General features: G+C 51.1%; 25 protein-coding genes. 8 read left to right on the top strand and 17 right to left on the bottom strand.

Translation table 11 applies throughout. From position 1 onward, the window contains the following. Positions 1-129: 129 nt before the first annotated feature. Entirely contained in the window at positions 130-1,767 is a 1,638-nt protein-coding gene (groL, locus tag FGB90_RS13050; protein WP_138811295.1) for a chaperonin GroEL, read from the bottom strand. Positions 1,768-2,044: 277 nt separating this feature from the next. Then, the gene (gene groES / locus FGB90_RS13045; protein ID WP_138811294.1) at positions 2,045-2,329 is read right to left on the bottom strand and encodes a co-chaperone GroES; all 285 of its coding nucleotides are present in this window, start codon (positions 2,327-2,329) and stop codon (positions 2,045-2,047) included. A gap of 390 nt (positions 2,330-2,719) precedes the next feature. On the opposite strand from groES, the gene FGB90_RS13040 reads away from it, so the two are divergent. Together FGB90_RS13040 and FGB90_RS13035 are read left to right on the top strand one after the other, a co-directional pair. Then, positions 2,720-3,463: a CPBP family intramembrane glutamic endopeptidase gene (locus FGB90_RS13040; protein ID WP_138811293.1), complete on the top strand. Its 744-nt coding sequence runs from the start codon at positions 2,720-2,722 to the stop codon at positions 3,461-3,463. 1 nt (position 3,464) lies between these two features. Next, positions 3,465-3,665 (top strand): YdiK family protein, encoded by a 201-nt coding sequence (locus FGB90_RS13035; RefSeq protein WP_138811292.1) that lies wholly within the window; start codon positions 3,465-3,467, stop codon positions 3,663-3,665. A gap of 386 nt (positions 3,666-4,051) precedes the next feature. On the opposite strand, the gene FGB90_RS13030 is transcribed toward FGB90_RS13035, so the two are convergent. After that, entirely contained in the window at positions 4,052-4,282 is a 231-nt protein-coding gene (locus FGB90_RS13030) for a hypothetical protein (RefSeq protein WP_138811291.1), read from the bottom strand. 246 nt (positions 4,283-4,528) lie between these two features. After that, positions 4,529-4,966, bottom strand: coding sequence for a VOC family protein (locus FGB90_RS13025; protein WP_138811290.1), 438 nt, complete (start codon positions 4,964-4,966; stop codon positions 4,529-4,531). Positions 4,967-5,137: 171 nt separating this feature from the next. Between FGB90_RS13025 and FGB90_RS13020 the strand changes: the two genes are divergently transcribed. The 3 genes from FGB90_RS13020 to FGB90_RS20135 are packed head-to-tail and all read left to right on the top strand — an operon-like array spanning position 5,138 to position 6,269. After that, complete coding sequence (locus FGB90_RS13020; RefSeq protein ID WP_138811289.1) at positions 5,138-5,530, top strand: hypothetical protein; 393 nt, start codon at positions 5,138-5,140, stop codon at positions 5,528-5,530. Further along, on the top strand, positions 5,517-6,110 hold the full coding sequence (locus FGB90_RS13015; protein WP_138811288.1) for a DJ-1/PfpI family protein: 594 nt from the start codon (positions 5,517-5,519) through the stop codon (positions 6,108-6,110). Before FGB90_RS13020 ends, FGB90_RS13015 begins: the two co-directional genes overlap by 14 nt. A gap of 27 nt (positions 6,111-6,137) precedes the next feature. Further along, on the top strand, positions 6,138-6,269 hold the full coding sequence (locus tag FGB90_RS20135; RefSeq protein ID WP_281280051.1) for a hypothetical protein: 132 nt from the start codon (positions 6,138-6,140) through the stop codon (positions 6,267-6,269). A 51-nt stretch (positions 6,270-6,320) separates the two neighbouring features. Here the strand turns inward: FGB90_RS20135 and FGB90_RS13010 are convergent, their stop codons facing one another. From FGB90_RS13010 to moaC, 9 genes are all read right to left on the bottom strand, one after another. Further along, a complete protein-coding gene (locus FGB90_RS13010) occupies positions 6,321-6,587 on the bottom strand; it encodes a PepSY domain-containing protein (protein WP_246056175.1) in 267 nt (88 codons plus the stop codon). Between the two features lie 32 nt (positions 6,588-6,619). Beyond that, the gene (locus FGB90_RS13005) at positions 6,620-7,390 is read right to left on the bottom strand and encodes a class I SAM-dependent methyltransferase (protein ID WP_138811287.1); all 771 of its coding nucleotides are present in this window, start codon (positions 7,388-7,390) and stop codon (positions 6,620-6,622) included. Positions 7,391-7,476: 86 nt separating this feature from the next. After that, positions 7,477-8,913: an MDR family MFS transporter gene (locus FGB90_RS13000; protein WP_138811286.1), complete on the bottom strand. Its 1,437-nt coding sequence runs from the start codon at positions 8,911-8,913 to the stop codon at positions 7,477-7,479. 310 nt (positions 8,914-9,223) lie between these two features. Beyond that, positions 9,224-9,961, bottom strand: a complete 738-nt coding sequence (locus FGB90_RS12995; RefSeq protein WP_438502700.1) for a lytic transglycosylase domain-containing protein — start codon at positions 9,959-9,961, stop codon at positions 9,224-9,226. Between the two features lie 352 nt (positions 9,962-10,313). Further along, entirely contained in the window at positions 10,314-11,462 is a 1,149-nt protein-coding gene (locus tag FGB90_RS12990) for a Ger(x)C family spore germination protein (protein WP_138811285.1), read from the bottom strand. Further along, positions 11,459-12,958, bottom strand: a complete 1,500-nt coding sequence (locus FGB90_RS12985; RefSeq protein WP_171051815.1) for a spore germination protein — start codon at positions 12,956-12,958, stop codon at positions 11,459-11,461. The genes FGB90_RS12990 and FGB90_RS12985 overlap by 4 nt, the downstream gene beginning before the upstream one ends. Further along, complete coding sequence (locus tag FGB90_RS12980) at positions 12,933-14,048, bottom strand: GerAB/ArcD/ProY family transporter (protein WP_138811283.1); 1,116 nt, start codon at positions 14,046-14,048, stop codon at positions 12,933-12,935. The genes FGB90_RS12985 and FGB90_RS12980 overlap by 26 nt, the downstream gene beginning before the upstream one ends. A 404-nt stretch (positions 14,049-14,452) precedes the next feature. Then, entirely contained in the window at positions 14,453-15,091 is a 639-nt protein-coding gene (locus tag FGB90_RS12975) for a redox-sensing transcriptional repressor Rex (protein WP_138811282.1), read from the bottom strand. Positions 15,092-15,175: 84 nt separating this feature from the next. Further along, positions 15,176-15,658, bottom strand: a complete 483-nt coding sequence (gene moaC, locus FGB90_RS12970; protein WP_138811281.1) for a cyclic pyranopterin monophosphate synthase MoaC — start codon at positions 15,656-15,658, stop codon at positions 15,176-15,178. Between the two features lie 169 nt (positions 15,659-15,827). Here moaC and FGB90_RS12965 point away from each other — a divergent pair, with 169 nt between their 5' ends. Both FGB90_RS12965 and FGB90_RS12960 read left to right on the top strand, forming a co-directional pair. Then, positions 15,828-16,382: a PadR family transcriptional regulator gene (locus FGB90_RS12965; RefSeq protein ID WP_138811280.1), complete on the top strand. Its 555-nt coding sequence runs from the start codon at positions 15,828-15,830 to the stop codon at positions 16,380-16,382. 6 nt (positions 16,383-16,388) lie between these two features. Next, positions 16,389-16,871 carry a DUF4188 domain-containing protein gene (locus FGB90_RS12960; RefSeq protein WP_138811279.1) on the top strand — a complete coding sequence of 161 codons (483 nt, stop codon included), beginning with the start codon at positions 16,389-16,391 and terminating at the stop codon, positions 16,869-16,871. Between the two features lie 12 nt (positions 16,872-16,883). Here FGB90_RS12960 and FGB90_RS12955 read toward each other — a convergent pair whose 3' ends face one another. The 3 genes from FGB90_RS12955 to FGB90_RS12945 form a co-directional block, all read right to left on the bottom strand. Further along, positions 16,884-17,171 (bottom strand): MazG nucleotide pyrophosphohydrolase domain-containing protein, encoded by a 288-nt coding sequence (locus tag FGB90_RS12955; RefSeq protein ID WP_138811278.1) that lies wholly within the window; start codon positions 17,169-17,171, stop codon positions 16,884-16,886. 96 nt (positions 17,172-17,267) lie between these two features. Next, complete coding sequence (locus tag FGB90_RS12950) at positions 17,268-17,465, bottom strand: hypothetical protein (protein WP_138811277.1); 198 nt, start codon at positions 17,463-17,465, stop codon at positions 17,268-17,270. Positions 17,466-17,556: 91 nt separating this feature from the next. After that, entirely contained in the window at positions 17,557-18,732 is a 1,176-nt protein-coding gene (locus tag FGB90_RS12945; protein WP_246056174.1) for a DUF418 domain-containing protein, read from the bottom strand. A gap of 322 nt (positions 18,733-19,054) precedes the next feature. Here FGB90_RS12945 and FGB90_RS12940 point away from each other — a divergent pair, with 322 nt between their 5' ends. Next, a complete protein-coding gene (locus FGB90_RS12940) occupies positions 19,055-20,095 on the top strand; it encodes a zinc-binding dehydrogenase (protein WP_138811276.1) in 1,041 nt (346 codons plus the stop codon). Between the two features lie 206 nt (positions 20,096-20,301). On the opposite strand, the gene FGB90_RS12935 is transcribed toward FGB90_RS12940, so the two are convergent. Further along, on the bottom strand, positions 20,302-20,718 hold the full coding sequence (locus FGB90_RS12935; protein ID WP_138811275.1) for a hypothetical protein: 417 nt from the start codon (positions 20,716-20,718) through the stop codon (positions 20,302-20,304). Between the last annotated feature and the right edge of the window lie 207 nt (positions 20,719-20,925).

Below are 20,925 nucleotides of genomic sequence, written 5' to 3'. Positions count from 1 at the left end.
CCAGAAAAATCTGATGAGGGGGTTCTGTATATCCGGGCCTGGTGGCCGGATGGGTGTGGATGAAGCAGATCTCGGACTAAAACCGCGACGTCCTGTCGCACCGTCCGAGTGACCAACGTCGTGTTGGCCTTACATCATGCCGCCCATTCCGCCCATGCCGCCCATGTCAGGCATTCCGCCGCCGCCAGCGCCTTCTTCTTCTGGAAGGTCTGCGACTACAGCTTCTGTTGTTAGGAACATAGCTGCTACGGATGCTGCGTTTTGGAGTGCGGAGCGAGTTACTTTTGTTGGGTCAACGATTCCGGCTTCGACCATGTTTACATAGTCGCCAGTAGCTGCGTTGAATCCGACGCCTACTTCTTCGCCTTTGAGACGCTCAACGATGATGGAGCCTTCAAGACCGGCGTTGTGCGCGATCTGGCGTACCGGCTCTTCGAGGGCACGAAGAACGATGTTAACACCAGTTGCTTCGTCGCCGTTGGTTTCCACGCCGCGAACCGCGTTGATTACGTTCACAAGTGCTGTACCACCACCGGATACGATGCCTTCTTCCACTGCTGCGCGAGTGGAGTTGAGGGCGTCTTCGATGCGAAGCTTACGCTCTTTAAGTTCAGTTTCAGTTGCGGCACCAACTTTAACTACGGCTACACCGCCGGCAAGTTTAGCAAGACGCTCCTGAAGTTTTTCTTTATCGAACTCAGAAGTTGTTTCTTCGAGCTGGCCTTTGATCTGATTTACGCGTGCTGCGATTTCAGCTGCGTCGCCGTTTCCGTCAACAACCGTTGTATTATCTTTGGATACAACTACTTTTGAAGCGCGGCCGAGCTGCGTGATGTTGGCAGATTTAAGGTCAAGACCGAGGTCTTCAGTGATGACTTCACCGCCAGTAAGTGTCGCGATGTCTTCGAGCATCGCTTTACGGCGATCGCCGAATCCTGGTGCTTTAACAGCAACAGCGTTGAACGTTCCACGAAGTTTGTTCACTACGAGTGTAGCAAGGGCTTCGCCTTCAACGTCTTCAGCGATAATGAGGATCGGTTTACCCTGCTGAACAACCTGCTCAAGAACAGGAAGTACTTCCTGGATGTTGCCGATCTTTTTGTCAGTGATAAGGATGTACGGATCTTCAAGAACCGCTTCCATTTTATCTGAATCCGTCACCATGTAAGGAGACGCATATCCGCGGTCGAACTGCATACCTTCAACCACTTCAAGCTCAGTGTTGAAGCCTTTGGACTCCTCAACAGTGATAACGCCGTCGTTACCAACGCGCTCCATTGCTTCTGCAATAAGCTGGCCTACCTCTTCGTCAGCTGCAGAGATGGCAGCAACCTGTGCGATGGACTCTTTGCTTTCGATCGGGTTTGAGATGGACTTGAGTTCTTCAACAGCAACCTTCGTCGCTTTCTCAATTCCTTTGCGGATGACCATTGGGTTTGCACCGGAAGTAACGTTTTTAAGACCTTCCGCGATCATAGCCTGTGCAAGAACTGTCGCAGTAGTCGTACCGTCACCGGCGATGTCGTTAGTTTTGGAAGCTACTTCGGAAACGAGCTTGGCGCCCATGTTTTCGAAGTTGTCTTCGAGTTCGATTTCCTTCGCGATTGTTACACCGTCGTTAGTGATTAGCGGAGAACCGAATTTCTTTTCAAGTACAACGTTACGGCCTTTTGGACCGAGTGTTACTTTTACCGCATCTGCAAGTGCGTCAACGCCTCGCTTCATGGAGCGGCGAGCGTCTTCACTGAACTTAATGTCTTTAGCCATGGTAAATCAGCCTCCTGTATGGTTTTGATTTAGTCGTTACAATCGCTCAGCTGCAGCCGTACGCTCGCTTTCCGCGGCGGTGCCGGCAAGCCTCCTCGGGCTGTTGCCCTGTGGGGTCTCGCCTGGCTCCCACTGCCGCAGGAGTCTCGCTTCCGGCTTTCGCTTCGCTGTTTTGTTGTTCAAATCGAAGATTTGAGTTCGCTTTTGGCGGACAGCTTCGAAAGCTGTCGCCCTGAGCTTCATATCGTTCTAATCTAAGTATGTTGGAAGCACAGACTTAGCCGATAACGGCCAGTACGTCGCTTTCACGAAGGACAAGATATTCTTTGCCGCCGTATTTCACTTCTGTACCGGAGTACTTGGAGAAGATGACGCTGTCGCCTTCTGCGACTTCTAGTGCTACGCGCTCACCCTGCTCGGTTACGCGGCCGGAGCCTACGGCGATGACTTTACCTTCCTGCGGCTTTTCTTTCGCTGAATCAGGAAGTACGATTCCGCTGGCTGTCTTTTCTTCCTGCTCTACCAGTTCAATGACAATACGATCACCTAAAGGTTTTAACAAGGAAAACACCCTCCTTAATGTATTTGCGACATTCCGGGAATAATCCGGTCTGCGCGTGTAAGTATATTTGGGTTATTAGCACTCGGTTTCGATGAGTGCTAACACAATTATTATAATAATAACTGTGAAAAGGTTTTGCAAGTATTTGCCGTATTTTTTTGTGAATCTTTTTTCCTGTTTTTTCGCGGGGCGAACGTCCTCGGGGTATCTTCCCTGAACCGTGGAGTGGAAAACCGGTTTTATCGTCGTTTGGAGTCGAAGTTTGGCAGTTTGGTGACAGGTGCACTTGTTTTCTTTTCCCGTGTACTGCTGTGGTACAATGGTGGGGATTGCGTGTACATAGGACACGTCCTGTGTCTCATAGGAATAATGAAAAAAGGGGACATACATGTGACGAAGAGATATTGGCTGATTCTGATTACGTTTATCTGTGTGCAGCTGCTGTTTCCGATTCCGCTGATTCCGCTGCTGGCGAATGCGGGGCTTTCGGAGGCGGAGGTGTTCGGGTATGCGATTCTGATTTCGTTTACGGTCGGGACGATTATTATCGGGTATCTGGGCTGGTCGAGTCTTCGGAAGGAAGGGGACTTCGATGTCCGGAGCAAGTCGTCGGCCGGGTTTACGGCTATGTGGGCGGTTATCGGTATTTTTATGGCGTTCGCGGCGCAGATTGTGGCGAACCTGATTCAGATTAATCTGTTCGGCACGGAGCCGGGCTCGGAGAATACGGAGCAGATTGTGGAGATGGCGCTTGCGGTGCCGCTGATGGCGTTTGCGGTGGCGATTTTTGCGCCTGTTATGGAAGAGATTGTGTTCCGCCAGGTGATTTTCGGGGCGCTGTACCGGAAATGGGGTTTCTGGATCGGGGCGCTTGGAAGCGGATTTCTGTTCGCGGTGGTGCACACCGATTTCCAGAATATCCTTGTGTATCTGATTATGGGGATTGTGTTCTCGTACCTTTATGTGAAGACGAAGCGCATTATTGTGCCGATCATTGCCCATGCTGGTATTAACGGGTTTGTGATGCTGGTGCAGGTGGTCTTTCGTGAGGAGATCGAGCGGATTATGGAACTTCAGGAGCAGCAGGCGCTCGACCTGCAGGCGATTCTCCTGTTTATTGGAGGCTTAATGTAATATGCGTGGATCACCGATGTTCTGGGCGGTTCTGTATTTCGGGCTGGCGACGATGTTTCTTGTGCTGGCTACGCAGACGAATGCCCGGTCGGACGGCTGGGATTTTCTTACGATTCTCCTGATGGCCGTTGCGGCGATTGATTATGTGATTGCTTTCCGCTTTTTTGGTTTGGCGCGGAAGGCGAAACAGGATAAAAAATAGTACTGGAAAAGGAGCCTGGGCTGTTGTGCCCGGGCTCCTTTTGGGTGCGATGTTTTTGCTGGGAGCTTGCTTCTCAGACAAAGTCGCTAGGCGTACTTTTTTCGAAAGCTCCGCTCCACGCCATCCGCTCCCTTTCCGCGGCGGTCCGGGGAGCCTCCTCGGGCCTTCGCCCTGCGGGGTCTCCCCCTGGCCCCGGCTGCCGCAGGAGTGTCGCTGCTGGCGTGGAGCTCGCATTAGTGAATTAATAATTTTGCGAATGCAGTTTACCGATCAGCTTTTTTCCTTTTGTGTCCTCACCGGAGTCTGAGCTTTCTTCGTGTTACCCCGCTCATGAAAAACAACATTCTTTTATAGATTCGTTGAAACAGGAGCGCTGCAGGTGGGGCTTAATTTCCTTCGTTCCCTCTTTTGAAGTTTCCTGTGACTTTCGCTAATAGTAATTGAATTTCCTTTTCGTTTTCAGCAGCCTCAGCTTTTCTTAAAAACTTCTCTGCCTCTTTTCCTTTTAATGTTTTGATTTGCTTTCCCTCATACATCAGAAAGACTGTGTTATTTTTGGTGACCTGATAACTGAAAGGGAGTTCGTTCAGACGATTTCTTTTATCGATATTCCCCATCTGCTTTCCTCCCCTTTTACTTTCAGTGATTAACCGGGGCCCTGGTTTTAAAAAATTGTAGTACTCTCTGCTCAGCATCGTCCGGTTGCACCCGTAAAGATCGGGCTAACGCCTATACTGTTGTCGCGTTACGAAATAAAACGTATCCGAGTGCCGGCACAGTACTTTGATTAAATCACGGTAAACAGTATCGGTTTTCCGTTAGGAACCAGTACTCAATGTGACCCGGCTCCTGTTTTATCCTTATTATTTGCTGTCCTTTTTTTCCTCCCACAGCCTGATGCGCTCTTCGTGACTCACTTCCTTGTGCACCTGGTGGAGCATCCATACGTAGCCGAAGGGATCCATGTATATGGCGTTAGATACGCCGTAATCCGGAAGTTCGGTTACGGGCTGAATTTCTGTGCAGCCTGAGTCCATGGCTTTTCCGTAGGTTTCCTGAATGTCCGGGACGGTCACGTTCACCCAGCTTGTTTTCGGGTCTTCAGGGGTGGGGGCGATGAGGTGGAAATCCGGGTTTTCGTCGAGCATGTGAAACTGGACGCCGTACAGCTTGAACACAGCTTCATTTTCGCCAGTGGGAAGGTCAGATACTTCCACGCGCTCGATTTCAAAGATCTTTTCGTACAAGTCCAATGCCTTTAAGCTGTCTTTTACGACCATGTTAAATTCTACACCTGTCATGAGGAATACACTCCTTTTTAAAGAATGTTTTGTTCCATCTGAAGCTTCTTTGGTCTGTCAGTTAAAGTATACCAGATTCATATTGATTTGCAGGTGGCTGTTTCTCCGAAAGAGGACTCACTCACCTCGATCGAGAATACGTCATTAGTATAGAAGGAGGTGGCACGGGCGATGACGGTCATCAGCCGGCTGGCGAGTTTTCTGATTGGGATTTTTGTGATGGATTTCTGGTTCCACCAGGGACAGGTCCACGCGTTCGGATTTACGGTGGACACGTTCTGGGAGCGGATCGGGGCGCTCGGGTTTGCAGGCGTGGTGACGCTTGCGGTGTTCTGGGCGAGCTGGGCATTCTTTTCCCGCTCCTTTTTCCACGGGGTGATATTTGCGGCCGGCTTTTTTGCCACGGTCGATATGGTGCTCATTCACTGGATCTTTGGTCTGCACCGGATTACATACGGATGGGAAGCGATTTATATCGAGATTTTTCTGGTGATTCTCGGTGTGGTGATGGTGGTCTTTGCTTTACGAAATGAACGGGGAGGAATGCGCGATGAAGCAGTATAATGTAGGTATTTTTCTGTTCAACGATGTTGAGGTGCTCGATTTTGCCGGGCCGTTTGAGGTGTTTTCGGTCACAAGGCTGGAAGATGACTCGCAGCCGTTCAATGTGACGACGGTTTCGGAGGACGGCGGAATGGTGCGTGCGCGAAACGGGCTTCACGTGCAGCCGGACTTCAGTTTTGCCGATGCACCGGAGGATTATGACATTCTCATCGTACCCGGCGGGATCGGGGCGACGCAGGAGGTAGTCCATAACGAGCGAGCGCTCAGTTGGATCCGCGACCGCCGGGAGAAGACGCCGACACTGGCGTCTGTCTGCACCGGGGCGTACCTGCTTGCTGAAGCAGGACTCCTGAGCGGACACCGGGCCACGACGCACTGGGCGTATTTTGACGAATTTGAGGTTAAATACCCGGGGACCGCACTCGTCCGGGACGTTAAGTTCGTGGATGAAGGTGCCCTGCTTACGTCCGGCGGAATTTCGGCGGGGATCAACATGTCGTTTCACATTGTGGCCAGGCTTTTCGGTACAGGGGTTGCCCGGAAGACAGCGGAGAGGATGGAATATGATATAGAAATTTGAGTATAGAAACAGCAGGAGGTTTTAACATTGGGTGTTTTTGAAATCCTGGCTATTTCACTGGCGTTTCTTGCGTTTTCCCTGTTCTTACTTTCCGATAAAAAAGTGAAGAAACTTGAAAAGAGGGTCAGGGAGCTCGAGGATAGGATCAATGAAAAGTAGTTTTGCTGAGAAAGGGGGAGAGCCTCGGCTGCGGTCCGCCCCTTTTGCATGTCAGTCAAGTTCTATTTTTAGAATGCTACCGGTGTTGGCGTCGATGTCCACTTCGTACTTGATGCCCTGTGGTGTAATGATCTCGATTTCCCACACGAGCATCCCGTTTTCCTGATCCAGATCCACATCCACCACTTGTCCCGGCACTTCAGAAGTGGCGATTTCCATTGCCTGCTGTGCTGAAATCTGTCTCGGCAGGTACTGGAGGTAGCGTTTGTACATCTGATAATCATACTGCCTTGCCTGGTGGTAAGGGTTGTAATACAAGGCGTTCCACTCCTCGTTCAGGATGATCCAGTTTATGCATGCGCCTGAATGACGGTGATACCTGCCTGCTGCTCCTTTGCTGCCGATACGATGAGAAACATCGGCCGTCTTGCTTCATCCTGCCATTCGGAGTTTTCCAGGATACGTTCCTGTGAGGGAGCGGGTTCTTTAACCGAGCGGATCAAAAAACCGGCCTGCAGAAGGGATTCTATGTAAGTGGAGACGGTCCGGTGATATTTCACGACGTCTTCGGCAAGAAAATTCGTCCGCCTCTCCCCCTCTTCCTGGTAACGATCCACCGGCCAGTGCAGCCGTCTGCCGTCTTCACTGTAGAACCAGTCCTGCTCCGCGCGGCTCGTAAAAATCGGATGTTCCACCGAAAACACAAGCGTGCCGCCGGGTTTAAGGGCTTTGTACAGACTGTGACAGAGCTGCCTGAAATCGCGCACATAGTGAAAGGCCAGGGAACTGATGATCACATCATACGTGTCAGACTCGTACTCGAAATCTTCCAGAGGTCTACGGACAAATGTGATTTCTTTATCCGGGGACTTTTCGCGGGCTTTTTCGAGCATGTTTCGGGAAATGTCGACGCCGGTCACCTCCGCCGCCCCCTGATCTGCAGCATACCTGCAGTGCCAGCCGAATCCGCAGCCGAGATCGAGGACGTTTTTTCCCTGAAGATGAGGGATCAGTTCCCTGAACACCGGCCACTCCCCCGCTCCTTCCAGTCCCTTTACCGACCGGTTCATCCGGCTGTAGGTGTTAAAAAATGCAGCTTCGTCGTACTTGTTCTGTTTCATAGTCGCCCGGCCTCCTCGCGTGTTTTCTCTATTTTATCAAAAGAAAACGTGCGGAGAGGGTTTCTCTCCTGCACGTTTTAATCGGATCAGGCCTCACGGGTCGTTTCTTTTTGTCTTTCCGCTTCCTCCTGCTTTTTTGCCTCGCGGCCGAGGAGCCAGCCGGCGGGGATGGAGATGAGCATGAGGACGGAGATGACGGTGAAGCCTTCGGTAATCGCCTGAAGGCTTCCCTCCTCGATCGTCATGCCGTTGGCAGCCATTAGCTGGGCGCGGCGGACCTCAAAGTACACACTCATGAACACGACGCCGAGAGCCGAGCTCATCTGACGGAGGACGTTGTTCATCGCCGATCCTCGTGAGATCATCGTCTCGGGAATGGCGTTCATCCCAGTCGTGGTGGACGGCATCATGCTGAGCCCCATGCCGATGCCGCGCACGGCGTTCAGGAAAAACAGCATCCAGAGGGCTGTTTCCATGGAGATGAAGCCGAAAGCGGCCGTTCCGATAAAGCTGATGGTAAGACCGATGGTGACCACGCCGGTCGGGCCGCGGCGGTCGAGAATCCGTCCGCCGATCGTCATGCACAGCCCCATGAACAGAGCCGACGGCAGGAAGACGAGTCCAGTCATAATTGCCCCGTAGCCGTACACATTCTGAACGAGAAGCGGGATGAGAAAGATGCCGCCGAACAGGCTGATGGAGCTGATGATCGCGATCCAGACGCTGATCGAATAGGCCTTTACTTTGAAAATAGACAAATCGAGCAGCGGCTGCTCGGTCCGGTTCTCGATCCGGACGAAGGCGATGAGTGACAGCGTCCCGACCACGATCAGCGTGATGTTGAACGGATCGGTAAGATGCGCCAGCTCGTTGATCCGTCCGAGCGCGAGCAGCACCGCCCCCACTCCGATGGTGACCGTCACGAAGCCTTTCGCGTCGAATGTAATCTGCGTGTTCGGCTTGTTTTTGTTCAGGTATAGCGCTGAGAATACAAGGCCGAGGACACCGGTCGGAATGTTGCACAGAAACAGCCACTGCCACGAGCCGAGTTCGATGATAACGCCCCCAAGCGTCGGGCCGATTGTCGGCGCCATCATTGCCGCAACACCCCAGACGCCCATCGCCATGCCCCGTTCCTTTTTCGGAAATGCTTCGAAAATAAACACGAGAGACAGCGGCATCATAAAGCCGCCGCCAATTCCCTGGATTCCCCGAAAAGCAATGAGGGATGAGAGACTCCATGAAAACGAGCCGAGAATGGATCCGAGGATAAAAAGACCTACACCGAAGAGGTACAGGTTCTTTTTGCCGAATTTATCACCGAGGTAGCCGGTCAGGGGCATCGTGATCCCCATCGTAACCATGAATATGGTGATCACCCAGCCGGTGGCAACCGCATCGGCGTCGAACACGTTCATAAACTGCGGGACCGCCGGGTTCATCATGCTGTTGTTAAGAATAATTGTAAATGTACCGAGAAGGACGGAAATCAGGACGAGCCATTTGTGCGGTATTTTTGCCACGCTGCATGTCACCTGCTTTGGTTGAGTCGTTGTTTCGGTTCTGATCGTTGTTCGGTTCTGATCGTTGTTCGGTTCTGATGTGGGGGTCATGGAAGTTGAGTCTGGTAGTCTATTGCCTTAGTGGAGGGTTTTGAACCATGTTTCGTTTCTCGAAATAATAGTTTTAGTATAGCACATTCCCTGGAGGTTGTAGAGGGGCGTTTTGAAGGCAGGGGTCGAGGGAGCGGAAGTTGGAGGCCGTTTCAAAGGCTTTCGACGTGGTCGGCCCCAGAGCTTCTTTATTACGACCGCGGTACATTGCCCCAAAATCCTACCGCTCCAGATAGCCTTCCACATAACGCTCGGCGTAATCGAGCACGTCGTCCACGTACCAGCCGGCACGGTTGTAGGCAAATACCGCCCGCTCGTAGTCTCCGTCCGCCGCGCCGTTTGAGGCGAGGAAATTGGCTGCTGAAAAAACGGCGTCCTCGATATCCCAAGGATCAGCTTCCCCTGTACCGCTGGCGTCCACTCCGTATCCGCCGTATTGGTCAATCCGCTCCGGGTCGGTTTTCTCGTCGTCGGGAATGTCGCCCTCCCCGAGTCCGTTACACGATGGGTGGGACCAGCCCGTCCACGTACACGGCATGAACTGCATGTGTCCCTCGGCACCAACCGGTGAGATGAGAGGATCCATGGTTGAAAAGATCGTTTCCACTCTGTGGACGGCAGCGAGCAGGTTCCAGGGAACGCCGTATTCCTCCTCCGCCGCGTAGTAGATTGGCAGATACTCTTCGGGTATATCACGCTCGCCGGCAGCGGAAATTTCCCCGCCCCACTCGCCCGGTTCCTCTTCCCCGGGCATAAATAGATCGGAAAACAGCACGAAAACGAAGATGAGTGCTGCCGCCATGGCGAGTGACAGCGTGACAGCGACGCCGGTCACCGTGTACTGGCGAATCAGGAACATAGCGCTTTTATTCGTCTTTCGTTTTCTTCCTGGCGTTCTGTTTTTGCTGAAAAAGCCCTTTTTACGGGCCGGTCCCCGTTTCCTGGTTCCTTTTTTCACCGCTGCCACCTCCTCTGTGCTGTGTAGTCTCTTCTTTTAGTTTATCACGTTGGGTCGGTGGTGGCCGACGCTGGTGCTCAGCTGGCTGGAAGTAAAGAAGCGGCTTGCTGAGTCCGGGAAATCGAACGTCGTTTTGGGAAATCGTCATTCATTCCGGGAAATCGTCAGTCGCGCGTGGGAAATCGACACTCATTCCGGGAAATCGTCAGTCAACTCAGGAATATCGGCGAAGCGACAAAAATCGACACCCGCCAGAACGAAACCCGAAGCCCGCTCCCCCTCCACTTTCCATACACTAAAAGACGGGCTGCTCCGGCGCCGCCCGTCCCGTTTCCTCAGTATCGTGCTCCCGCTATGAAGGAAGCCTCTCTTCTCCGCCGTGGATGATTTCCACCTCCACGGTAATATCATTAAGCGAGTCCTCTGTTAGAGGCAGCTCTCCCTCCTCCGAAAGTTCGTGCCACTTCTTCACATCTTTCCTGTAAATCTTTTCGCCAAAGCTGTAAACGTCAGCACCCAGCCCGATTCCTTTTTCAAACGTCTGCCTGATCTGACTCTCCACCGTTTTTGCCGCCTGTTCCTTAATGAATTCCTCCGTCACGTTCTCCAGAATTTCAATCACGTTCCCTCCCACCGTTACATTAATATCAAACGTGGGTTCGGAACCTTCCAGGTTTGGGGTAATCTCCATCTCCGGCTCAGCCAGGATGACTGTTGCTGCAGGATCCCCGTTTTCCCTCACAAGAAGCGGAATCCTGGAGGCATCCGGATCCATATAGATAAGACCTTTTATATCCTCGGCATGCAGAGTGCCTTTGAATTCGTTACCGCCGTAGAAAGAAGCGGAATTCAGCATCAGGTTCTCCTGGGCACCGGATTGATCGCGCCACTTATGCTTTGCAACCCGGATTTTCGGAACCACAAGCGTTTTACCCGGCTCGTACAAATCCGCCATAAACCTGTGTTTCATGACCGGGGTCACCCTCGAACTCTGTTCGTAGCTCTCCACAGGCTCTCCCAGAAAAGAATACAGGTTGCTGATTTCCATGATAGGGTAACTCACCATTACCTGGTCAAGTGGCTCACTAGTGACATACATCCATAACGTGGGCCTGATTTCAGGAAACCGTGAAAATTCATCGAGGATCGTTTTAACTTTCCCTGCTTCCATCGCCCGTTCATGGAAGACAAGCGAACTCAGATGCCCCCAGTACACCCTTCTCTGTATTGACGTATAAAGACTGTGAATGGAAGTGGTGCCGCTTTCCCCTTTGCCTACGGCCACCTTTACCACTTCCGGCGTGATCTCCCCCTGCTGTTCACCTGTTCCCGTGCCGGTAAAGTTCATAATCTGAGCGTAGGCTACGTACTCACCTTCCACGTAATCAATCCCGATGGAATGAATGTAAAACATCCCTTCCAGCTCTTCTGCATCCCAGCAGCCCTGAAGAAGCATGATGAGCATCAGGAGCAGCAGCAGCCGGCAGCGCCATTTCTTCATGACCCTCCCTGCCCCCTCTCACTGCTTCCCCACCTCAGAATGGATGACTTCCTCGTCCGTGTTTTCAGCTTTGCAGAGGGATTAAAAACAGACAGGACCATATCCTTAAAGTCCAGCGGGGCAAGAGGTGCGAGAAAAGGGATATTAAATGACCTGAGATGTGCAGCGTAGACGAGAACCAGGTATGAGCTCACAAAAAAGCCGAACATGCCAGTTATGGAGGCACTAATCAGAACAAACAAACGGAAGATGGTTACCGTCCCCTGGAGAGTCGGACTCACCAGGGTAAATGTGGCCACGGTGGAAATGGCGACAACCACAACCATCACGGGGTTGGTCAGCCCTGCATTGATAGCTGCGTCTCCGATAATAATCCCGCCGACGACAGCAAGAATCTGGCCGATCGCAGACGGCAGCCTCAGCCCCGCCTCCTTGAACAGTTCAAATAACAGCACAAGTAAAATGGCCTCAGCCGGTGCCGGCAGGGGGACTCCCATTCTCGCCTCCGCCACACTGGCAAGCAGGACGAACGGAATCTGATCCTGATGGTAGCCGGACAGGGCCACCCAGAACGCCGGAAGAAAAGTGGCTGTCAGAATTCCCGTGATTCGAAGCAGACGCTCGAATGAACCGTAAAGCCAGTTCGCGTCCTCATCCTCAGCTGTTTTTATCAGCGTGGTCAAAGTTACAGGTCCGAGGAGGGCAACCGGTACACCTTCCATGAGAATGGCGAACCGCCCCCGCAGGAGCGAGTTGCATACAAAGTCCGGCCGGCCCGTTGTCTGCAGGATCGGGAGCAGGCGAAACGGGCTTTCGGAAAGCAGTTCCTGAAGCTGGTTGGCACTCAGGAGGGCATCCACATCGATATTTTCGAGCAGCCCCCTTACGTGGTTAATCATCTCCGGTTTGGCAAGATCGTTCATGTAAAGAAGGGCGACTCTCGTCCCGCTCTGTTCACCGATTACAAACGGTTCGTAATACAGGGAAGTGGTCTTCAGTCTTTTTCTTACTAAAGCAATGTTACTTTCCAGATCTTCTATGAAACCGTCCCTTGGACCTGTAAAGGAAAGCTCGGCGTTGGATTCCTCCGTCTGTCGCTGAGGATATCTGGCGATACTCGCGCTGTAGACTTTTTCCTCGAGATGGTCGAAAATTACAAGCTCCCCTAGAAATACCTTTTTGACTGCCTCTTTCTGATTCGGCACCTGTTTTATCGATGATTTTTCTGCGTAGGCGGCAAGCCCCCTCCCCCTGGAGAGGTGCTTTTCCAGGCGGGGAATGACGTCTTCATTCAATACTTTCATATTGCAGAGGCCACGGCTGTACAAAAGGGTAAACTCCAGTTCCCTTTCCCCCCCGAGCCGAATGTGATCAACGGTGACATCGTTATTATTCCGGAATTCTCCCGTAAGGCCGGGGAAGGAAATACTGCTAAACTTCTGCGTTTCGTCCCTCTTATCCAACGGTTCATCACCTTCCGGAAACTTCTTTTTCACGTCTCGGTACACCTTCCTTCCTCTTTACCAACACAATCACAAACAGGAGCAGAACAGTTCCTGTCATGACAAAAAACGAAACGGGCAGATAAATACTGCTCATAATATTCATAAACTGCTCGTCCGACAGCGGCACCTGGAGTCCCGCAAGAATAAGGACACAAATAAACAGAAGAGGGATCGCCCGCTTTTTTCCTTTTGGAAGATCGAGAATATCGAGAATGATAAACAGAGCCAGGCTGATGCGGATAAAGCTGCCCGAAAGCCACTGAAAAATTGACAGAAAGTCCACGTGCTCCACAAAACGGCCAAGCGTGACAAGACTCCACTGGTTAAAAGCCGGGAATCTTGATGACATGGCCATATCAATTCCAAAGGTGGCTATAGCCCCCGTGAGAGGACCGAACATGAGCCCGGCCAGAATGGTGCCTATAATAGCCACATGCCAGTATTTAATCTTTGAGGACACACGATGCTGAACAAACAGAATGAGAGTGATTTCAACCAGGCCGGCCCCTGCGAAAAGCATCCCGTTCATCACCGGACCGTAGCCGTGCTCAAACATCGGCATCATCGCTGTATAATCCTTTTTCGGAATGTTGGCAATCGCAACGAAGAAGCCAAAAAAAACAATGGTAGGAAGTAGAATAAGGTTTGTTATGGCAATCGCCCGCAGATTCGTAAGCGCAGTTAAAAAACAGAGAATCAGAAAGCTCAGTGAAATAAACAGTTCCGGTGTAGCAGGTAGGTACGTAATGGAGGTCCACGTGACCATGTCCTTCAGGGAAACAGCAGAAGCAGCCACCAGATACAGAATAATCACGAATGCGAACAACGAAGCTGTAAATCGGTTCGTTTTTTCCTCCAGCCAGGCAACCAGATTTTTCTGGCCGGTCCTGCGGCTGATGACAATGAGGAGCGCGAACCAGACGAATAGAAGAGGAAGGCACAATAAAATTGACATCCAGGCGTCCCTCTTCCCCGCATTTAATAGTGCAGGAAGGATGACAACGTGATTGAGCACCCCGACAGAGGTGATTAACAGCAAACTTGCATGAAAGATTGAAATTGTCTCGAACCGGTCCCGCATTGTAACCCCTCATTTCCTGGTTGAGGTTATCTTTAGCGGAAACCCCATATTTATGCAGTACAGACACCTTTGAGCGGCTGGCTGTATATAAAAAAAACTGCCCTCCCCCGGTCTGCGGATCTGCAGTCGGGTGAGGGGCAGCTCGTAATCTGATCAGGGGGGCGGGAACGGGGGAATCGATCGTCGTTTGCATATATCGACCTTTGCAGGAGAGAAATCGACCGTCGCAGGCGGGAAATCGTCAGTCATTCCGGGAAATCAACAGTCGCGCATGGGAAATCGTCAGTCATTCCGGGAAATCGACAGTCAACTCAGGAATATCGGCGAAGCGACAAAAACCGACACCACCTCCCCCTCCTCCTACGAAAAAAAGAGCCGCCCGCTAAGGCAGCTCTCTCTTACTATTACAGCGGATAATGCTTAAGGAAATAGATTAGCGACTGAAGCTCCACGCTCAGGTCGATGTGATGAACGCGCACATCGTCCGGCACGCTCAGTCTTGCCGGAGTGAAATTGAGGATCCCTTTAATCCCCGCATCCACGATATCATCGGCAATGCCCTGGGCCACGTGGGACGGCACGGTGAGAATCGCCACTTCCACGCTGGAGTCGATGCGCTCCTTGAATTCATTGAGGTGGTAGATGGGAACGCTTCCAATTTCCTGTCCCACCTTATCGTTGTCCACGTCAAACGCCATATCAATCAATGTATTATTGCTTTTCGTAAAGTTATAGTTTAAGAACGCCGTTCCGAGGTTACCGACTCCGATGAGCGTCACGCGCGTCACTTCATCCTGATCGAGCGTTTTCCGGAAAAAGGACAGCAGATAATGCACGTTGTAGCCGTAGCCTTTTTTCCCGAGTGCGCCGAAATAGGAAAAGTCCCTGCGGATCGTCGCCGAGTCCACTTTTACCGCCTCGCTCAGTTCCGATGAGGATACCCTGTGCTTCCCCGAGGCCTGCAGACTCTCCAGAAACCGGTAATATAGCGGCAGGCGCTTTGCCGTTGCCTGCGGTATTTTGGTCTGATCAAAGTTATCCATAAGTTCGCCTCCAACCCTCGCCCCACTCGTCGCCTGTCAAAAAGCAGCGGTGCAGCGGAAAAATATGTCCCGTCTCCCGTCTGTCTACTCAGTTCGTTTGTAATCGCCGTTTTTCCCGCCGGATTTTTCAGCAAGGAAGGTCGGCATAATCACAAGGCCCTTATCCATTGCCTTGCACATGTCGTAAACAGTGAGCGCTGTTGCCGATGCGGCTGTTAGCGCTTCCATTTCCACTCCTGTACTGCCCTTCGTTTTAACGTGGACTTCGATATGGAGCCTGTACTCTCCGTCCGTTTCCCAGTCAAAGCGGATATCCACGCCTGAGAGAGATAGAGGATGACACATGGGAATCCACTGGGATGTGTTCTTTGCTGCCATTACACCGGCCACCTGGGCCACTGCGAGCACATCGCCCTTTTTCATCGTTCCCTCTGTGATTCCCTCGTAAATCTCTTTCGTCACTATGACCCCTGAGCGGGCCACAGCCGTCCGGACAGTGACGTCTTTTTCGGAGATATCGACCATTCTGGCTCTGCCCTGTTCGTTAAAATGTGTAAATGATCCCATCACAATCTCCTTCCACGCACTTCTTTGTCCATTGTACACCATCCTCTGACAATGTGCACAGGAGAGCATAAAAAACCATTCTTGTATTTGCCAAAAAATTTGTTTCTTTTTCCATCTATATGTATCATAATGATACATATCAAATAGATATAAGGAGGCCAGTCACTCTATGAACCCGAGAAACGAAACCACCTACGCGATCCTGGGCCTGCTGACTGCAGGATGCTCCTCAGGCTATGACATCAAGCGGATGATCGATAACAGCCTGAATCACTTCTGGAAAATCAGCTACGGCCAGATTTATCCGATGCTTACACGGCTTCATGAAGAAGGACTTGCAGACGTGAGCGAACACCACGAACCAGGCAGGACTCCCAGAAAAGAGTATACCCTCACCGAAAAAGGAAGGGCTGCCCTGACCGAATGGCTCGAATTACCTCTAAAAGACCTGCCCGCCGAAAAAAACGAAGTTCTCTTAAAGCTGTTTTTCAGCCGTCATCAGAGTCATGAGACGACAGTAGAGCTTCTCAGCGACTACCAGGAGCAGCTCACTGCCCGACTCAAAACCTATAAAACAATCGAAGCGGGCATCCGAAACGAAGACTGCCCAAGTCCTGATGCCCGCTACTGGCTGATGACGCTCGATTTCGGTAAACGACGCACCGAGGCCGCTCTCGGCTGGTGTAAAGATACGATTGATAGTCTTAATTCAGGAGAGGAGTAAACTAAAATGATCAATCCCGGCCGCTATACTACCCCTCAGGATGAGGATCTCGTCGTCTTTATCATCGGTATGAGAATCAACAAATGGCACGCGGTGAACAGGTGGTGGCCCGTTTTTACCGCCATGCCGCCAATGATCCGCGAACTCCTTACGAATAAAGACATCGGCTGCCTGTCCGCCGAAAGCTTCTTCGGTCTGCGTACTACGCTCATGGTGCAGTACTGGCGCTCGGAAGAGGAACTTCTTGCCTACGCCAGAGGCGAAAAGCATATGAAAGCATGGAACAATTTCTACAGTAAAGCAGCCCGGAACAACGCTGTCGGCATCTACCATGAAACATACGTCGTGCCGAAAGGAAACTACGAATCCATATACGGCAATATGCCAAGGTTCGGACTCTCCAGAGCCCTCGGGAGCCACCCGGTCAGCCGTAAGCTTGAAACAGCCGGCCGGCGTCTTGCGGGAAAAGCAAAACAGGGAGGGGCATAATGCTCCCTCCCTTCATTTCCGGCGCATGTCCTGATACGCTTCCTTCAGCAGCCGGCACTCTTCAAGATCGATATTGTACGCATTCGCAAGCGCCACGACCGAGCGGAGCACATCGTACAGCTCCTCCTCCACCGTCCCTTTAATGGTCTGCTTCGTCTTCAGCCGTTGGTTGCGGCGGATCACCTCCGCCAGCTCCCCCACTTCCTCCACCAGTTTGAAGTAGGCGGCATTTTTCCCCCGGCTCTTCTCCCGCTCGCCGATCCGCTCCTGCAGCTCGCGGAGCCTGATGCTCTTCTTCATCCGGAATCCCCTCTTTCCGGATTATTGTATTCGCCGGAGCCCTTCCATCACCGCCCAATTATGGGGTGAAAACACAAGTACGCGCATGCCTTCCTTTCATCCCGATCCCCTTTGCCTGGGCCGCTTTTTAAGCCAGACAAATAAAATCGCGGCCCCATACAAAGGTACAATCGTGTACGCAGAATACGCAGCTGCTGTACTCTGATCTGTATCAAGAATCCATTTAAAAAAACCAATCCCCACCACCCAGAAGCAGAGCCCCCAGAATACAATTTCAAATCGGTAATGTGCCACTCCCGTCACCTCTTTGAAATTATATGAATGTGAATGGCCCAAATGAACAAGGCACCCTTTCAAAATATATACTTCAGCTCTTAAGGTCCCTTCACGCCGCTTTCCGCTGTTCTTTTCCCCTCACCGGGAGGCGGATGAGCCAGCGCCAGACGAGCTCGAACGGGCCGGTCGGGAACTTCTTCAGCCACAGGTGGGCAAACAGCATCATCCCCGCGCAGATGAGCGTCCAGACGCCGATTACTTCAAAGGCATTGAGCCGGCCGCCGAGACCGAGACCCCAGCCGTAAAAAATGGCTGATGCGGCAATGTTCTGAAGCATGTAGCAGCTGAGCGCCGTGCGCCCCACTTCGGACAGCCGGCGGAAGAAAAAGCCGCTGCCTCTCTTTTCCCACAGCCAGTAAAACGCCATCAGGTAGCCAAGCGCCATAAGCGGGGCGAAGGCGTAACGCACGACGATGCCTGCGGAGTATGACGGCAAAAACATGAGCAGATTCAGCACCGTGCCGACTCCGAGACCCCAGAACAGCATTTTCCTGCGGCGTATCCGCGCTTCTTCCGTTGCGGCAAACACGCCGGAGCGGATCAGGTACACCCCGAAAAGAAACAGGAGAATGTTCATCGGGATGATGGAAATCGCTTCAAACCGCATTGCCCAGAAGTCGGTAAAGCGCATCGCCACCTGGTCCGCATACGTGCCGTTGAGGTAGACGGCGGACACTGCCTGCATCTCAGCCACAAACTCCGCCCGGAATTCCTCAAATCGGAAGATCACTTCCATCATGAGTGCCAGAAGTCCGACGATCACAAGGTGCACCGCTCCGAGCCCGATCGCCACGCCCTTGATCGTCCCGGGCTTTCGCGAGAGTAAAAATGCCACAATCACGCCGGTGACGGCGTAGCTCATGAGCACATCGAATTCAAATACGAACAGGTAGTGAAGATAGCCGTCGATAAAGAGAAGCATCATGCCCCACACGTAAAGCCACGGCCAGTACCGCTCCTCCCCGTTCCGTATGTATGACCGCCGCTTAATTTCAAGGCCGATGCCGAACAGGATCGTGAGAAGCCCGAGAAATTTCCCGTTCATGAAAAAGACGAAAAAAAGCTCGGTAATCCCCTCCCACGTCCCGTAAAAATCACTCGGGTCCCCGAGCAGGAACTCGTAGTTTCCAAGGTACGCAAAAAGCCATATATTTGTCCCAAGTGTACCTAGAATCGCCGCCCCGCGGGCGATGTCCAGTACCGGGATCCGTTTGTTATTCATCATTTTCCTGTCCTCCGAACGTTACGTATCGTCTTATCTGACTGTATGTACGGAACGCCGGCGCCTGAAGTTCCGGGACTATAGGTTTATTTTTCCAGCCTCTGCAGCAAAAGAGCCGCTCTCATTTCATTCATTAACGGGTTTACTTCAGAGGCGCAAATTTACAAGCAAATTCATATGAACTTCACAGCAGAAATCACGTCTGATTTACTATGTGAAGAATATGTAGATTTTTTTAAATCAAACCAATTAATAGTGATAAAAAACCTATAATTGAAAAGCATAAATGAATCTGATGATTTTAATCAAGCGAGGCGATAAACGAATGAAAGCTGTACAAGTGACCGGATATGGTGATGTAGATAAGTTAGAAGTAGTGACACAAGCTATTCCAGAGCCTAAAGAAGGTGAAGTGCTGATTAAAGTAAAAGCTTGTGCAATAAATAATACAGAAATATGGATGAGGGAAGGGGCTTACGGGACTGGCTCCAAATCCGGATGGAAACCTGAAGGAGTGCAATTTCCCCGTACACCCGGCTCTGATATAACAGGAATCGTAGTAAAGACTGGAGATTCTGTTGATCAATCCATGATGGGGAAAAACGTAGTCCTTTTCCCGTTTACATCCAGTGGAGAAAATGGGTTTGAACATATTTCTGAAGATATGTCCTTCATAGGATCGGAATATGATGGTGGATATGCGCAATACGTCGTGTGGCCAGCTCACCTTTGTTACGATATGCCTCTGTCTGACTATATAGAAAGTGCTGTTTTTACTGTTAGTGGTTTGACAGCATGGCATATGGTGGAGCAAATACAGGTTCAGCCTGGGGAGACGATCATGGTAACCGGTGCAAATGGCGGTGTGGGCTCATTAAATATACAAATTGCCTCTAAAGTATTTGGTGCTGAAGTCATTGCGATTGTTGGTGACCTGGACCTGGAAGAAAAAATGAAAGAGCTGGGAGCAGCCCATGTATTGTCCTATAAATCAAAAAACCTTGCTGATGAAATAATAAGAGTGAATGAAGGTCCAATTGACTCGGTGTTGGATGTAGTAGGAGACGCTCTTTTTTCCACTTCCCTTCAGGTACTCAAAAAGGGCGGGAAGTTCTGTACATCCGGTTCTGCCGGCGGTCAAAAGACAGAACTTGATTTTAGAACCTTATACTTAAAGCACATTACGCTTTATGGCTCTGTATTGGGTACGACTGAAGAGTTTGAACGAATGCTTCACGCTATTTCTGAAGGGAAAATCAAACCAGTAATCGATCGCACTTTCCCTTTAGAAAAAGCAGGAGAAGCTCAAGTTTATTTTAAAAAATCAGGAAAACTGGGAAAGGTTGTATTGCTGCCTGAAGAATAAACGCTAACTTAATCCATTTCTTTGAAGTGGGTTAAGATTTCTATTATCCAGGCATGAACATTAAACAAAGGGACGAAGAATCGGTTCTTCGTCCCTTTGTAATATGAGAATAATATCGTGCTTTCAGTTGCGGAACAGTGTGATTTACACTCTCAAGTATCCCCGTTCCCTTTTCAGCGGATGGCTCTTTTTACGTTCGCCGCCTCTCACTCCGTTACATCAGCCGATTCGTTTTTTCTTAGGCGAAACACCGAATCAGTCACGTAAAACGTTACCGCGCAGAAAATACCGCCGATGCTCAGCAGATTGAACAGATGCGGCGCGAGTTCCGTCCCCATCCCCCACCTGAGCCAGTCATACAGTCCGTAAGCGGCAAAAAAAGACCAGCCGAAAAACACGTGAAGAGCGATCATTACCGTCTCCGTATACTTTGTTTTCACCGCGAGCTTTTCGGAAAAATACGATGCCGCTGTGCCGAATGTCAGCATAACCGGCACGATGTAGAGAGCGTAAATGAGCATGCGCTGAAGAAATGTTTCATCAAAAATAGGAATAAGTAAACTCAGAACCAGTACAGCGACAGCTGCAGCCAACGGTGCCGCGATCAGTTTGCGGACGAGCATGACAATCACCTCATTTGTACTTCTATCGTATCATGCCGGGAGGCTTTCAGGAGGTCTCTAACATTCATTCCTTGGACAATGAGTGTGATTAGACCAAATATTCCCTTCATTGAACCACGAGCTGAAATAATTGGACCACGCATCAAAATGATTGGACCACAATCCCAAAAGATTGGACCTCCCCTCACCCACCATCCCGCAAAAAAA

Origin of the sequence: Alteribacter natronophilus (genome assembly GCF_006007885.1) — a bacterium.
Classification (GTDB): Bacteria; Bacillota; Bacilli; order Bacillales; family Salisediminibacteriaceae; genus Alteribacter; species Alteribacter natronophilus.
This window is presented reverse-complemented; position numbering and strand designations above follow the sequence as displayed.